The sequence below is a fragment of the Brevibacillus brevis genome (assembly GCF_022026395.1).
Lineage (GTDB): Bacteria > Bacillota > Bacilli > Brevibacillales > Brevibacillaceae > Brevibacillus.
Genome location: NZ_CP041767.1, coordinates 4,895,059 through 4,908,757, shown reverse-complemented (window position 1 = coordinate 4,908,757; position 13,699 = coordinate 4,895,059). Strand labels below are relative to the sequence as shown.

General features: G+C 44.4%; 15 protein-coding genes. 11 read left to right on the top strand and 4 right to left on the bottom strand.

The annotated features are described in order from the left end of the window. Positions 1–7 precede the first annotated feature (7 nt). Positions 8–484: a divergent PAP2 family protein gene (locus tag FO446_RS23270; protein ID WP_015892987.1), complete on the bottom strand. Its 477-nt coding sequence runs from the start codon at positions 482–484 to the stop codon at positions 8–10. A gap of 153 nt (positions 485–637) precedes the next feature. Here FO446_RS23270 and FO446_RS23265 point away from each other — a divergent pair, with 153 nt between their 5' ends. The 5 genes from FO446_RS23265 (at position 638) to FO446_RS23245 (ending at position 4,339) form a co-directional block, all read left to right on the top strand. Further along, a complete protein-coding gene (locus FO446_RS23265; RefSeq protein WP_017251328.1) occupies positions 638–1,012 on the top strand; it encodes a DUF309 domain-containing protein in 375 nt (124 codons plus the stop codon). A gap of 49 nt (positions 1,013–1,061) precedes the next feature. Next, a complete protein-coding gene (locus FO446_RS23260; protein WP_237899219.1) occupies positions 1,062–2,558 on the top strand; it encodes a leucyl aminopeptidase in 1,497 nt (498 codons plus the stop codon). A gap of 47 nt (positions 2,559–2,605) precedes the next feature. Next, complete coding sequence (locus FO446_RS23255) at positions 2,606–3,037, top strand: CoA-binding protein (RefSeq protein ID WP_173610083.1); 432 nt, start codon at positions 2,606–2,608, stop codon at positions 3,035–3,037. 36 nt (positions 3,038–3,073) lie between these two features. Continuing rightward, positions 3,074–3,670 carry a sulfite oxidase-like oxidoreductase gene (locus FO446_RS23250; RefSeq protein ID WP_047074928.1) on the top strand — a complete coding sequence of 199 codons (597 nt, stop codon included), beginning with the start codon at positions 3,074–3,076 and terminating at the stop codon, positions 3,668–3,670. 375 nt (positions 3,671–4,045) lie between these two features. After that, positions 4,046–4,339 (top strand): WGxxGxxG family protein, encoded by a 294-nt coding sequence (locus FO446_RS23245; protein ID WP_173610084.1) that lies wholly within the window; start codon positions 4,046–4,048, stop codon positions 4,337–4,339. 203 nt (positions 4,340–4,542) lie between these two features. Here the strand turns inward: FO446_RS23245 and FO446_RS23240 are convergent, their stop codons facing one another. Together FO446_RS23240 and FO446_RS23235 are read right to left on the bottom strand one after the other, a co-directional pair. Then, the gene (locus tag FO446_RS23240) at positions 4,543–4,899 is read right to left on the bottom strand and encodes a DUF4183 domain-containing protein (protein ID WP_237901086.1); all 357 of its coding nucleotides are present in this window, start codon (positions 4,897–4,899) and stop codon (positions 4,543–4,545) included. Positions 4,900–5,107: 208 nt separating this feature from the next. Further along, a complete protein-coding gene (locus FO446_RS23235) occupies positions 5,108–5,392 on the bottom strand; it encodes a DUF4183 domain-containing protein (RefSeq protein ID WP_173610086.1) in 285 nt (94 codons plus the stop codon). 686 nt (positions 5,393–6,078) lie between these two features. Between FO446_RS23235 and FO446_RS23230 the strand changes: the two genes are divergently transcribed. After that, the gene (locus tag FO446_RS23230; protein ID WP_237899216.1) at positions 6,079–6,576 is read left to right on the top strand and encodes a hypothetical protein; all 498 of its coding nucleotides are present in this window, start codon (positions 6,079–6,081) and stop codon (positions 6,574–6,576) included. 252 nt (positions 6,577–6,828) lie between these two features. Beyond that, the gene (locus tag FO446_RS23225; RefSeq protein ID WP_237899214.1) at positions 6,829–8,661 is read left to right on the top strand and encodes an FG-GAP-like repeat-containing protein; all 1,833 of its coding nucleotides are present in this window, start codon (positions 6,829–6,831) and stop codon (positions 8,659–8,661) included. Between the two features lie 64 nt (positions 8,662–8,725). Here FO446_RS23225 and FO446_RS23220 read toward each other — a convergent pair whose 3' ends face one another. Then, positions 8,726–10,543: an APC family permease gene (locus FO446_RS23220; RefSeq protein WP_237899212.1), complete on the bottom strand. Its 1,818-nt coding sequence runs from the start codon at positions 10,541–10,543 to the stop codon at positions 8,726–8,728. A gap of 165 nt (positions 10,544–10,708) precedes the next feature. Between FO446_RS23220 and FO446_RS23215 the strand changes: the two genes are divergently transcribed. From FO446_RS23215 to FO446_RS23200, 4 genes are all read left to right on the top strand, one after another. Next, a complete protein-coding gene (locus tag FO446_RS23215; protein ID WP_237899211.1) occupies positions 10,709–11,302 on the top strand; it encodes a YdeI/OmpD-associated family protein in 594 nt (197 codons plus the stop codon). A 142-nt stretch (positions 11,303–11,444) separates the two neighbouring features. Beyond that, complete coding sequence (locus FO446_RS23210; RefSeq protein ID WP_237899209.1) at positions 11,445–12,020, top strand: sigma-70 family RNA polymerase sigma factor; 576 nt, start codon at positions 11,445–11,447, stop codon at positions 12,018–12,020. Next, entirely contained in the window at positions 12,010–13,074 is a 1,065-nt protein-coding gene (locus FO446_RS23205) for a hypothetical protein (protein ID WP_232773518.1), read from the top strand. Before FO446_RS23210 ends, FO446_RS23205 begins: the two co-directional genes overlap by 11 nt. A 142-nt stretch (positions 13,075–13,216) precedes the next feature. Then, positions 13,217–13,585 (top strand): hypothetical protein, encoded by a 369-nt coding sequence (locus FO446_RS23200; RefSeq protein ID WP_173610091.1) that lies wholly within the window; start codon positions 13,217–13,219, stop codon positions 13,583–13,585. Positions 13,586–13,699: the final 114 nt, after the last annotated feature.

Here is a 13,699-nt window from a genome sequence, read left to right as displayed (position 1 = left end):
CCCTCCTTTAAAAAAACGGATGGAGCAATAACGCAATCATGACGCCTAACCAACCGCCGATTAATACCTCGATTGGTTGATGACCGAGCAGTTCTTTCAATTTTTTCGCTTTTTCCTGGCTAGGACGTACTTTTAATGATTTCATTCCTTCTAACAGATGGTTGAATTCATCGACCAGCTTATTTAAGACAACGGCTTGCATACCGGCATGGCGGCGGACACCTGCGGCATCAAACATCACAATTACACCGAGAATGGCGGAAATAGCGAACATGTTGCTGCCAAAGCCCTCACGCAGTCCCACGGCTGTCGATAATGCTGTCACGGCAGAAGAGTGAGAGCTGGGCATACCGCCTGTACTCATGAGCAGTGACCATTGCCACGTTTTCGTTGCGAAAAAATGGAGGGGAATTTTAATAAATTGGGCGATCCCTATGGCAAGCAGTGCTGCCCATAAGGGGAAGTTTTCAAAAAAATCCGCCACGGAAAATCCATTCCTTTCTACTGTGCGCTTATCTCTAGGATTATTGTAACAGAAGGGCGTTGTCTTAATCCGTGAAGTTTTTGTTTGGATGTAAAGTCACTGCCAATCTGTGTTACCATGAAGACGGAAGGTTCGAAACGGAGGCATGCATCCATGGGGTATCCCGAGCAGTATTTACAGTTCATTGAAAAATTCAATGATGGAGAATACTACGAATGCCACGATCTGTTGGAAGACATCTGGATGGAAGACAAGTCAGACAAGTTTTTGCAAGGATTGCTGCAATTGTCAGTCGGACTGTATCACCAAGAGTACGGCAATATAAAAGGTGCTCGCTGGATGTTAGGCAATGCACGAAAGTATTTGACTCGTTACCAGCCAGTTCATTGGGGACTGGACGTAACAAGAGTTCTTCGCTACATAGATGAATGCGAGAAATTGTTGCCGGAAAAGGATGTCATTTCTTACACAGAGGCAAAAGCCATGACGTTTCCACCCTTGCGCTTATATGTCGACACATCGTGTTAAACAAATGTGCCCATATTGTATCCTACCACACAGAAAGAGGGAAGAGTATATGAAAGTAGCAGTAGAAAAACGCATACAGCTTGTGAATATCTCATGTGATGAGCTGATTGTCCCGCTATGGAAGGGCGAGGATATTTCGCAAGTATACCCGGAATTGGACGAAGCTTTTGGTGGAAGTCTGAGTGGCTTGCAGCAGGACAAAGAAGTAACAGGTGAGGCGAAGGAAATTACGGTTGTCCACGGAATGAACAGCGTAGCTGCAAAAAAACTGGTGATCGTCGGGATGGGTGAACCAGGGAAATTTGATTTCGTCGCAGCCCGAAATGCATGGGGACGTGCAGCCAAAACGGTTGTGGGAAAAGGCAACGGCAAAACAGTGGTGATTGATTTGCCTACAACAGAGCATCTGAGTGCTGATCGTTTGGCACAGGCAGTGACAGAAGCCTTTGGCCTTGCCGAATACAACTACGAGGGCTACCGTCAAAAGGCAAAGCGTGAGTTTGACCCAATTGCGACGGTGCAAATTTTGGCAGCAGATGCCGATACTTCATTGGTACAGGCAGGCGTTGCACGTGGTTCAGCGCTCGTATCCGGGACGAATCTGGCTCGTACACTCGTCAATGAACCAGCCAACTACTTGACTCCACGCGCTTTGAAGGATGCGATGGTCGAGGTAGCAGAGCGACATGGCATGACTGTGGAAGTAATGGAGAAAGCGAAGCTGGAAGAGCTGGGGATGGGCGGAGTGCTCTCTGTAGCAAAAGGCAGCGAGCTTGAGCCTTATGTAGTCGCAGTCAAATATCAAGGAAGAGACACGTGGGACGATGTCATTGGCTTGGTCGGTAAAGGCGTGACATTTGATACAGGTGGGATCTCCATCAAACCAGTAGCAGGCATGGAAGACATGAAGTCGGACATGGGTGGAGCGGCAACGATGATCGGAGCATTGGAGGCACTGGGACAGATTAAACCAAAAGTAAACGTACTGGCTGTCGTCGGTACCGTGGAAAACATGCCATCCGGAACGGCATTCCGTCCGGGCGATGTCATCACAACCATGAGCGGCAAAACGGTAGAGATCATTACGACAGACGCAGAAGGTCGTCTCGTACTGGCTGATTGCATCACCTATGCAAAAGAGCAAGGAGTGTCTTGCCTGGTGGATGCTGCTACCTTGACAGGTGGTATCGTGGTCGCACTCGGTCATTTCTGCTCTGGCGCCATGACCAACGACAAAGCACTGTTGGATGAGCTGATGAACGCAGCAGACGTGGCGGGTGAGCGTTTGTGGCAACTCCCGACCTTCGATGAGTACCGCAGCCTGAACAAGAGCCGTTTTGCCGATTTGAAAAACTCTGGTGGACGTTATGGCCACGGCATCATCGGCGGTGTTTTCCTGCAAGAATTCGTTGGTGACACACCATGGGTACATCTGGACATCGCGGGTACGGCGTACACAGCAAGTGCTGGCGACATGCAACCGTCTGGCGGTACCGGAGCGATGACCCGCACCGTTGTTGAGTTTGTTTCCAGCCGTAGTGAATAAAAGGTAGTTCAATATTTCATTTCAATATAAAAGAGGAGTGTTTTCACATGGCACAAAATCCAAGCAATGAAGTACGTCGTCAACTGCTGGAGGATGCAAAAACGATCGCAGTAGTAGGTCTGTCCAACAAGCCGGACCGCACCAGCTATATGGTATCGCAAGCCATGCAGAACGCGGGCTACAAGATCATTCCGGTCAATCCTGTCATCGCGGGTGAAACGGTTTTGGGTGAAAAAGTGGTTGCCAGCCTGTCTGAAATCGATCAGCCAGTCGACATCGTCGATGTGTTCCGTCGCAGCGAAGACATGATGCCTGTTGCCGAGGATGCATTGAAAATGCAGAACAAGCCAAAAGTGTTCTGGATGCAACAAGGCATTGCCAACGAAGAAGCGGCTAAATTGGTTGCCGATCAAGGCATTGAGGTTGTGCAGGACATGTGCATCAAGGTAGATCACGCCTTGCTGCGGGTTGGGAAATAATCGAGAACACTGATCAGCGAGGGGAGTGGAAACAACATGTTTATTAATCCATCATCAGACACCAAACGCGACCGTATTCCCCCTAATCAGAAGCAGACGACAGGTTTTCCTGTCCTGCACTACGGGGAGGTTCCTGAATATACAGACCTGTCCACCGAGTGGAGCTTTCGTCTTTTCGGTCTCGTCGAAGAAGAAGTAACACTGACCTACGAACAAATGATGGCTTTGCCAAAAGGCGGCACGACCAACGATATTCATTGCGTTACAGGCTGGAGCAAGCTGGATAATGAATGGGAAGGTATTCCGGTTGAAGAAGTTCTGAAGCTGGTTAAGGTGAAGCCGGAAGCGAAGTATGTCATGCTGCACGCTGAGCACGGATGGACGGTGAACATTCCGCTTGTTGACTTCATGAAAAGCGGCAACCTGTTCGCTACGAAACATAACGGCGAGGATTTAACTCCAGAGCACGGCTGGCCGCTGCGTTTTGTTATCCCGCATCTCTACTTCTGGAAAAGCGCCAAGTGGGTGCGTGGGATTGAGTTTATGGAGAAAGACAAGCAAGGATTTTGGGAGAAGAATGGGTATAATATGTATGGAGATCCTTGGAAAGAGCAGAGGTTTGCTTGGGATTGATTGGGGAAAAGAGGCGGTGATTATCCGCCTCTTTTTTGTTTTCATGGGCTTAGTCTTAGCGACACAAGTTTACACTTCGGCAAAAGCGCAAAATCATACCCATTCAAGTTTTAGGACAATAAATCAATTTCAAGATTACAAAATTAACATAGCCTTCCCCCGTGGAGAAATCCATGGTAACAAGCGATTTTACTACTTCCGATTATCTTCAGGAAGTAGCTGTAGATTTCATTCCGTCTGCATAGTGTTGCCTTGGATAAGATTATCGTATTAAGAGCAAAGTAACATCATGGTTCCACTTCAGGCCTGCAAACAAAAATGCGACGGTCTGAAAAATTATTCTCAGATTGACAATACAGCAAGGGGGTTCTTCAAGTGAAAAAGTTGAGGGTAATTATGTTAGCTTTAATGTTAACTGTAACAATGAGTTTAACTGCATTTGCTGAGACTGGTGGTACAGGTGCAGGGAACACAGGAGGAACAAACACCCCAAATACAGGTGTAGGCGTTACAGGAAATGGGGCACCCGCTAACACGGGTATTAATAACAACACGTACAGAACGACAGCAGTAGACACTGATTCAGACTGGGAATGGATAGGGTTGCTTGGATTAGCTGGTCTTTTTGGTTTGAGGGGAAGAAATAGAGAACGAAATCCACAGAAGTAACCAAAATCAACAACCCGTCCCTATTTTGAGGAGACGGGTTTGTTTAATTAATAATCTATAAATAGTTACATAAGTGATTCTTGTAACTACTCGGAATATTTTGTTTCGTCCCAATTAAAAGGAAAAATGATACCGTCCATCCCCTCAGATGAAAGGCTTCCAAGCGTACTCGTAGTCCCTTACCCGTATGTAAGACACGTTTATTAGGAATTGGAGATCTGGATAAACTGAAGGATTATAGGAACACCTTGGAACGGGACATCGCTAAGCATCAAGGCGCCGGGCTGGACCACATACGTATTTGAAGGCTGAAGAATTCCGTTGATAAAAAGATTAACAATCGATACGGTGCTGGGGTCGAGAATTCCGGAAGTACTAAACTGTAGTGAGGCGTCGGCATTCGTATATATATTTTTTTGTCCATCCGAAAAAGTCGTGTATTGAGAAATTACTGTCGTTAGCAGTCCAGGCGTACAGGGGCACGGCGGGCAGGGAAGACAGGGTGGACAGGTCGGGCAAGGTTGCCCGGGAAAAATATCAGGGCACCCGAGTGGCGGCATTACTGGGTAACAGGTGCTCAGATTATTAGATCGAGTCACTACTATTCTTTTACTGGTTTTTTGCTGCATGGTCTCCAGCCCTTTCTCATAGTAATGAAGATGTACAAGAATCTGAGGCTACAACATGTTCTTGACATGTTACTCTTTTATGGAATATTCCCCAGGCGTGTATCCTCTCCTGGGGAAATTCTTATTTACTTTCTGGTTGTCAGTTGATGACGAATTCTACGATCAATGGTGTTCCGCCATTTTCGGCATCACCATTAGGAATCGTGATCGCTGTCGTTGTAATTGTGGAAGTATTTCCTGACTGAAGCACCCCATTAATGTAGAGGTTGTAAAAAGCAAACGTACTAGGGAATGCTGTAGCAGCAGCACCTGCATCATTCGTAAATGATGTTGCGGCAATGGCAAATGTTGCTCCAGTCCCTGTTCCAGCCCCCATCGTTGAAGTGAACCTGAGCGACGTCATAAATGGTTTGGTAATCGGCATTCAACCAACTCCTAAAAAATGGTAATGTAAGGAAAAACCTTACACTTTTTATTTAATGCGTAATGTTTTCTTCCCGAAACGTACAAACACCCTTTTAGGAAACCTATTTTAAGGAGATGGGTTTTCTTGGTTACTAACTTCTTAATCGTTACACAAAAATATGTATGGTGATCCATGGAAAGAGCAGAGGTTTGCTTTGGATAGATCAGGGAAAGAGGCGGTGATTATCCGCCTCTTTTTTTATACTAGAGGATTTATTTACCAAGATACTCGTTGTTCTGGTCCACCTACGGCTTCACCAACTATTTCAGAAAACAGGGTATACATAATAAATTTTTTTGTTTGATCAAACTCATAACCAGTTGTTAAGGGTAACAAACTTTTGAAAGAGTGTGAGAGCATAAAATATTGGGAATGAGCTACTTGGCTTCTGCTGAGTAGCTTTTTCTTTTGCAAAACAAATATGCGAGATTCTATCCCAAGTGTGCAAAAGCGTACCATTGGCTACAACTCAGAATATCTTTAAATAATACGATTGTACTGTTAAAAGGTGTGTGGTATGATAGTTTTACGAATGTAAATAGTTGGAAAAAATGTATTATTTTAATTTGTGACCCATCGTACACACCTCGTTAGTCGACGAAAGGTATGCTCGAAAAAATTAAGCGGAAATAGGAGTGTGGATTATGATTAAAAAGCTAATGACTTTGGGTGCAGTTGTTTCTGCATTAACTTTTGGTTCGCAGGCTGTGTTTGCAAATGACATTCCACAAACTGAGAAATTAGCCCAAGGAAAGGCTTGGTTACAAGGGGGGAGTGTCATTGGGAAAGAACAGCAAAAAAACTTTCAAATCAAAAATGTTCAGCAACAATCAAATGAAAACATCTTTTTTAGAAAGCTCGGATTAAGAAATACTGATGGTTGGATAGCTTGGGAGGATTATACCAAGTTCACTGTTAATTACTACAGAATCGTTGAGATTACCACCCACCATACAGGACAGAACGCTGATATAGAATACGTAGTGGTTTGCCCTGGCAAGGAACCAAAGACTTTTCAGATAAAAGGAGAAGTCATAGGTAAACAGACATTTTGGCTCCCACCTGGCGAGTACTATGTGAACTTCAGAAATCTCTCAAGTGATCCGGCAGATGTTTCGGTTTCGGTAAATCAATACATGTAATGACCAGGGCACTCCCGGCTGAGATAGTGGAAACCTGTGGCCACGGAAGCTTCAAGCCACTATCTCGTTTTCCATCAGTATAAACAAGCGGCATAAAAGTGCGAGGCACCTGCCTGTTTTACAGGAGGTGCCTCGGCGTGTTATTTGGTATATTCCATAACTTCAAAGGATTGAATCTTGCTAAATGCTACATAATCTTCATTCACATTCATGCCTAAACATCCATATCATGATCAAAGGCATTAGCATAGTATGCACCACGTGCATTTTTTTGCCTTTATTGGTGTCCGGAGTGAAGCATTTCGATCAGGAATGACTGCCTGTATTCCTGTAAGAAAGGGTGAATCCAATTTGGCCTGCCCGTTTTTTCAGCCCGCAGTCGAATATAATACGGGAGGAACATCTCCTTCCAGCATTACTTCTGCCGATTTTAACAAAGACGGTCGCATAGATTTGGCCGTAGTGGACAGTGGGTCCAATGATGTTTCTATTCTTCTGAACAATGGGTCCGGCGTATTTTCCGTGTCACAAACGATCCCCTTCAGTACTTTGTTTCCCGGGTCTTTACTAGGTCAAATTGTAGCAGCTGATTTAAATGGAGATGGTTCTATCGATTTGGCTGTTACAGATCAATCCTCCAATAACCGGGTTTTTATCCTTTTAAATATGGGGGACGGCACTTTTGCTGCACCTGTAGCCTATAGTACCGGTGTATTTCCTGCTGTTTCCGAATCTTTTGCGATTGCTGTAGGTGACTTTGATGGTGTGAACGGTTTGGACTTGGCTATAGCAAATAGGGGCCAACTTGCAGGAACTAGTTTTATTACTGTCTTGTTGAATGATGGATCAGGTGTATTTAGTATGGCTCCAGGGAGTCCTTTTGACACAAACCCAGGATTGGCCCCAACTGATATTGTAGCGGCTGACTTTAATGGAGATGGCAACCTTGATCTGGCCACTGCCAATCGAGACACCAATGATGTAACAGTTTTTAGAGGGAATGGAAACGGTACGTTTCAAACTCCTGGAGTGAGTTTCTCTGTACTTCCCGGCGGCTCATCCCCCAGTAGCCTTGTATCTGCTGACTTAAATGGTGATGGGTTTATTGATATTGCTGTCGCAAATAACGCAACGAGTAATGTAACCGTTTTTCTAAACAATGGATTAGGTTCTTTTACAGAAGCAGCAGGAAGTCCCTTTTCCTTGGGTACTGATGCGTTTCCTTTTGATATAACAGCAGCTGACTTTAATTGTGATGGAGTCATTGATTTGGCTACCCCAAATGCAGGTTCTGATAACGTTTCTATTCTCATAAACAACGGGGCGGGAGGGTTCTCGCCTCCCTTTCAGTTCCCTACAGGAGCAGGTCCGCTCAGCATTACAGTAGCTGATTTTAACGGAGACGGAAGAATTGACATCGCTACTGCAAACGAGGATTCGAGCAATGTTTCTGTTTTGCTCAATGGCTGCGTGCAGCCACCAACCTGCCCACCTGACATGGTAGTACCTTGCCCTATTGTAAACTATCCAACACCTGTTGCGACCTGCCCCGGAGTCACTGTTACCTGTTCTCCGCCTTCTGGCTCGCTTTTTCCAGTGGGAGATACTGTTGTCACCTGTACGGCACAAGATATATTTGGGAATACGGAAGCATGTTCCTTTACCATCACGGTGATTGACGAACCTCCAACCATCACTTGCCCTGAGGATATCACAGTCCCTGTTTTACCTGGGCAAACCTCCGCTACTGTTACCTATGAAGTCACTGCCACTGATACTTGCGGGGTAACCTCAATTACTTGCCATGGGATGACACGGCCTTTTTCCCCTCCTGCCCCAATTGCAGTTGCCACTTTTACCATGGACTTTCCTGTAGGGATGACGATGCTCACCTGTACAGCAAGGGATCAGTCAGGAAATACGGCCTCTTGCAGCTTTGTGGTTACCGTCACTTCTGGAGTCTCGAATAGTATTCAGCCAGAAATCATTCGCGTAAAAAAAGTGTATGATTGGGTAGTCATTCAATCTAATTTTAGGCTCATACTGGATCTAAATAACAGTCGTGATGATCAAGGTAAAAAATGATGGAACCCGTCTCCTTACAAAGGGACGGGTTTTCTTCGTTGTTTATGGCTTACTGGATCCTGCTTCATTTCTTTAATCGGTATGGAACCGTAGCAATTTTTACATCTTGGCGGGCGAATAAATATGCCCGGATTAATAAACTCGTTTGGTTATGAAGTAAGTTATGCCACCAGCGCTTGGTAATAAACTGCGGTATCATGACGGTAACATGATCCGTTTCTGCTTTTTTCCACTCAACCGTGTCTATAAACTTAAACAAAGGTCTTATAATACTGCGATAATGGGAACGCAAGACAATCAAACGTACTCCGGGATTCCAGATCTCCCATTTTTCCTCCATTTTTTTCATGTCTTCATCATTGAACCCGATGTAGACTGCGACAATGTCGTCTGACAAGGATTGCGCATAACTAATGGTGTTTTTCACCACCTGCGAAATTCCCGCCACAGGAATAACGATGACACTCCCTTTGGGTTCGGGTTTGTCTGTTTCCATATCAAGTCGTAGCTCATTTGCCAAATCTCTATAATGCTGATTTATCTTCCTAAAAATGAAAATGACGATAGGAAGGAACACAAAAATCGGCCATACCTGCGAGAGTTTTGTAATGAAAAAGATCAGGCAAATCGTAAGGGTCGTTAGCATTCCTAACGTATTAATAACAAAAGGTGTGAACCATCCACGGGGCTTTTTGGAAATCCAGCGTTTCATCATTCCTGCTTGTGACAAGGTAAACGGGATAAAAACACCAAGCGCATATAGAGGGATTAAGTTTTCCGTTTCTCCTTTAAACGCAATCACTAATAGTGCTGAAAGAATGGCCAAGAAAATAATCCCGTTTGAAAACCCAAGACGATCTCCTCGAACCATGAACATATTTGGCATGAATCTGTCCTTGGCTAACATAAAGGCGAGTAAAGGAAAGGCTGCAAAAGCGGTATTAGCCGCCAGGAATAAAATAAGCGCTGTAACAGCCTGAATCGCGTAATACATAATTCCTCGTCCAAAAACTGTAGAAGCAATTTGAGATACTACTGTTTCCTTTGGAGTCGGTGAAATACCATACAAATAAGCCAAAAGGCTAATGCCCATGAACATAACTCCGAGGATAAGTCCCATCATGATAAGCGTTAATGCAGCATTTTTCGGTGCGGGGTCCCGAAAGTTGGGAATGGCATTGGATACGGCTTCTACCCCTGTTAATGCCGAACACCCTGAACTAAATGCTCTCAATAGAAGGAATAAAGTTATTCCTGGAACAACCGCCCCATATTCTGGGGGATGAGCTTGAACATTTCCCACCATCCATTGATATCCGCCGCCAATAATTAAGACGAGAATTGCGACAACAAACAAATAAACCGGATACATTAAAATCGTTGCCGATTCTGTGATTCCACGTAAATTTAATACCGTTACGATAGCAATCATGAACAGAGCAATAAGAACGCGATGTTCATGTAGGACTGGGAATGCCGAAGTAATAGCGTCTGTAGAAGCAGAAGTACTAACAGCAACCGTTAGAATGTAGTCCACGAGCAACGAGCCACCAGCAACCAGTCCCGTAGTGGTTCCTAAATTGTCCTTTGCGACAATGTATGCTCCACCACCAGTTGTATAAGCAAAGATGGTTTGGCGGTAAGACATAATGAGGATGGTTAACAGACCAACAACCGCAATGGAAATGGGAATTGAGTACCACATTGCTACTGCACCCAGAGTAATTAACACGAGGAGAATCTGTTCTGTTCCGTAAGCGACAGAAGATAGAGCATCAGATGAAAGAACCGCCAAAGCTTTTACTTTATTTAACTTTTCTGCAGCAAGTTCACTTGATTTCATAGGTCTACCGAGTAAAAATCGCTTGAATTCTGAGATCATGTGTATTCCCCTATCTGCCATTTCTCGTTAGTTTTCCCTCTCTCGCAATAAAATTACTCAACCATAATCAGAAGGAACTTGTATACTTGATGATCGAATAATTCAAATACCATAATGTCAAAACTAAAAATTGACATGACACCAACTAGATGAGGGGTGTTCCTGATGACAACAAGTAAAACGAATCCGAAGGTTGATGAATTTTTAAGCAAGGCAAAAAAGTGGAGGGCAGAATACGAGAAGTTGAGAAGTATTGTGCTTGACTGTGAGCTGACCGAAGATTTTAAGTGGATGCATCCCTGTTACACGTTTGAGAAAAAAAACATCGTTTTAATACATGGATTTAAAGAATATTGTGCACTACTGTTTCAAAAAGGTGCCTTGTTAAAAGATCCACACGGGATTCTCATTCAACAAACGGAGAATGTACAGGCTGCCCGCCAGATCCGGTTCACCAATGTGGAAGAAATCATGGAAATGGAATCTATTTTGAAGGCCTATATTCAAGAAGCCGTTGAAGTTGAAAAAGCCGGTTTGGAAGTGAACTTTAAAAAGCATGAAGAATACAGCATTCCTGAAGAATTTCAAAATAAATTGGATGAAATGCCTGCCTTGAAAACTGCTTTTGAAGCATTGACTCCGGGACGGCAAAGAGCCTACCTTCTCCATTTTTCAGCACCCAAACAAGCCAAAACGCGCGAGGCAAGGGTTGAAAAATGTATGCAGCAAATTCTCGAGGGAAAGGGATTAAATGATTAAGAGGCGGAAACTACCGCCTCTTTTTCGTGCTTCGCCATACGGGTCTCGTTGCCTTTTGCAAAAAAATAGTAAGAAAACCGAACCTTTTTCCGATCGAGAGACAATATAGGGTGTAAGCTGCTTACTCAGGAGGGCCCTCTGAATGAAAAATGAAGAGATGTACCAATTACTTATACAAATGAAAGAGGGTGATCAACGGGCGTTTCATACGATGTATGATGCCACTTTTCAGGACGTGTACCGGACCGTCTCCTTTCTGGTGGATCACAAGCAGGATCGGGAAGATGTCATGAATGAAATTTATATGCAAATGTGGACCTCACTTCCAAATTACGATACGAACCGCCCTTTCCAGTTCTGGCTGCATGGCCTGGTAATCCGTCAAGTACAGAGATTTCGGGTCAAGAGCTGGAGGAGATTCCGCATATTTGAACGCATCCGTGCCTTCTCCCACGAAGAGTCTTATTGGGATGAACATACCGCGTTGATGGATGCCACAAACCAAATGATATCCCAGTCCATACGAAAGCTGACCGACAAACAGCGGGCAGTGATTATCTTTCGCTTTTATCACGACTATACTCTTGAGGAAATTGCGACTTTGCTCGATATTCCGCTAGGTACAGTCAAGTCCAGATATCATGCTGGCCTCCAGGCGCTTCGAAAATACTTAGGGAATCTCCCCCTGGAAAGGATGGAAAAGATCAATGACTATTGAACGCAAAATCCGTGAACATCTGCACGAAGAGGCAGAAACGATGGAGTGCCCGCCGGCCATTTCCAAACGAATCGAACAATCCTATTCTCACTATTTGCAACGAAAAAGGAGTGAAATAACGATGAAAAAACGCTTGATTGGTGGAATTGTTGCTGCTGCGATTTTGATTCCAACTGCAGCATTTGCGGCCCCTGTTGTAATTGACATGCTTACTCGAGCACCAATGACTTCTGAACAAGTCAAGCTGGATGAGGCTGGAAAAGCGACACTTGAGAAGCTGTATCTGGCCATTCCCGAAACGAAATCGTTTGAGATTATGAAAGCAAGCTACCTTGGAGACCCCAATGATTCAACCAAAAAGGTCCAACTAAGCATCGTCCTTCAGGAAAAAGGGGGAACTGGCAAAAAGATTACCCTCCATACAAACGGTATTACGGATGAGATTCAAGACCTGACGCAAGAGAATTGGGAGCCTAAGGAGAAACCGCTCATTACTTTACCCGATCAGGAAATCAAGGGGAAGGTAGATCAGCTTATTGATAAATTGTACGGCAACATCAAAGATTACGAGGTTGCCATGGAGCAAATGGAGAATCCAGATGAAAAAACATTTATTTTGAATTACACCAAGAAGGGATCAGAGGGAGAGGGTTACCAAGTATTTGTTCAGGGGAATACAATTAGTCTTGCTCGAGTAGATTTTGAACCATCAAACAATAAAGTAGAGGGCTTTTTCTCTTTGAATGGTAAGCCTGATTATAGCGCTGATTCCATTTTAAACGATGAAAAACTGCTTGCTTTACTAAAAATGAGCGCGACAGAGTTAAAAGAAGAACTAGCCAAAGGGAAAACTGTTGTCGAGATTGCAGCATCTAAAAATGTCTCGAGACAACAAGTGATCGATGTGATTGGAAGAACAATGGCTGAAGGACAACTTCAAGACGGAAAAAATAAAGTAACGATCAGCGATGAATTACTGAAACAAATGATAAAAAGCAGTGAACAAAAAATCATACCCATAATTGAACACAAAACGGAAACCGAATGGAAGTAATAGAGAAGAGGCGGGGAACCGTCTCTTTTTTCGTCAAAAATAAAGTTGTGCTTCCGCCTACGGGAAGATTCATCATGGCTACGTATACTGTAACGTACTATTTTGACTTCGCGCTTAAGTCAATCGAAAGGAGAGGTCGACCGTGGCAATTGGACAGACGACTCGGGTCAGTTTGCCGTACCCCTCAACATGGGAAATTCAAGCGAGCTTCGGTGGAAGACCCACTACGTTGGGCACATTGATGATTTCCAATGTCGTAAATGGCAGGGTCAGTGGAACCGTTAATTTCCGTGGTACTCCGATTCCCATACAAGGAAGTTGGGATGAGAGGTCCAGGCAAATCACGATTGAATCACCTTATGCCAATTTTGTTGGCACCTTTGCTTACAAAGACGAGCCAACACTTGGGTTGCGACATTATGTATTACGAGGAACGGTTCGAATGAAGCCCCCATCTGTGCGGGCAGGAGAAGTGGGAACATGGACGGCTGTTACGAATTTGCCGCTGTAAGGAAATAGGAGGGTCTTATCTACCGATGGATAGGGCCTTTTTTTAAATTCCATAAGAGTGAGGCACCTTCCTGTTAGAAGAAGGTGCCTCCTTTTGTGATTTGTGGCCACAGGT

What these genes read in the sequence shown, in the direction of transcription:
- FO446_RS23265 (WP_017251328.1), top strand. Translation starts at nt 638, where the DNA reads ATGGGGTATCCCGAGCAGTATTTACAGTTCATTGAAAAATTCAATGAT.
- FO446_RS23260 (WP_237899219.1), top strand. Translation starts at nt 1,062, where the DNA reads ATGAAAGTAGCAGTAGAAAAACGCATACAGCTTGTGAATATCTCATGT.
- FO446_RS23255 (WP_173610083.1), top strand. Translation starts at nt 2,606, where the DNA reads ATGGCACAAAATCCAAGCAATGAAGTACGTCGTCAACTGCTGGAGGAT.
- FO446_RS23250 (WP_047074928.1), top strand. Translation starts at nt 3,074, where the DNA reads ATGTTTATTAATCCATCATCAGACACCAAACGCGACCGTATTCCCCCT.
- FO446_RS23240 (WP_237901086.1), bottom strand. Translation starts at nt 4,899, where the DNA reads ATGCCGCCACTCGGGTGCCCTGATATTTTTCCCGGGCAACCTTGCCCG.
- FO446_RS23235 (WP_173610086.1), bottom strand. Translation starts at nt 5,392, where the DNA reads ATGCCGATTACCAAACCATTTATGACGTCGCTCAGGTTCACTTCAACG.
- FO446_RS23230 (WP_237899216.1), top strand. Translation starts at nt 6,079, where the DNA reads ATGATTAAAAAGCTAATGACTTTGGGTGCAGTTGTTTCTGCATTAACT.
- FO446_RS23225 (WP_237899214.1), top strand. Translation starts at nt 6,829, where the DNA reads ATGCACCACGTGCATTTTTTTGCCTTTATTGGTGTCCGGAGTGAAGCA.
- FO446_RS23220 (WP_237899212.1), bottom strand. Translation starts at nt 10,543, where the DNA reads ATGATCTCAGAATTCAAGCGATTTTTACTCGGTAGACCTATGAAATCA.
- FO446_RS23215 (WP_237899211.1), top strand. Translation starts at nt 10,709, where the DNA reads ATGACAACAAGTAAAACGAATCCGAAGGTTGATGAATTTTTAAGCAAG.
- FO446_RS23210 (WP_237899209.1), top strand. Translation starts at nt 11,445, where the DNA reads ATGAAAAATGAAGAGATGTACCAATTACTTATACAAATGAAAGAGGGT.
- FO446_RS23205 (WP_232773518.1), top strand. Translation starts at nt 12,010, where the DNA reads ATGACTATTGAACGCAAAATCCGTGAACATCTGCACGAAGAGGCAGAA.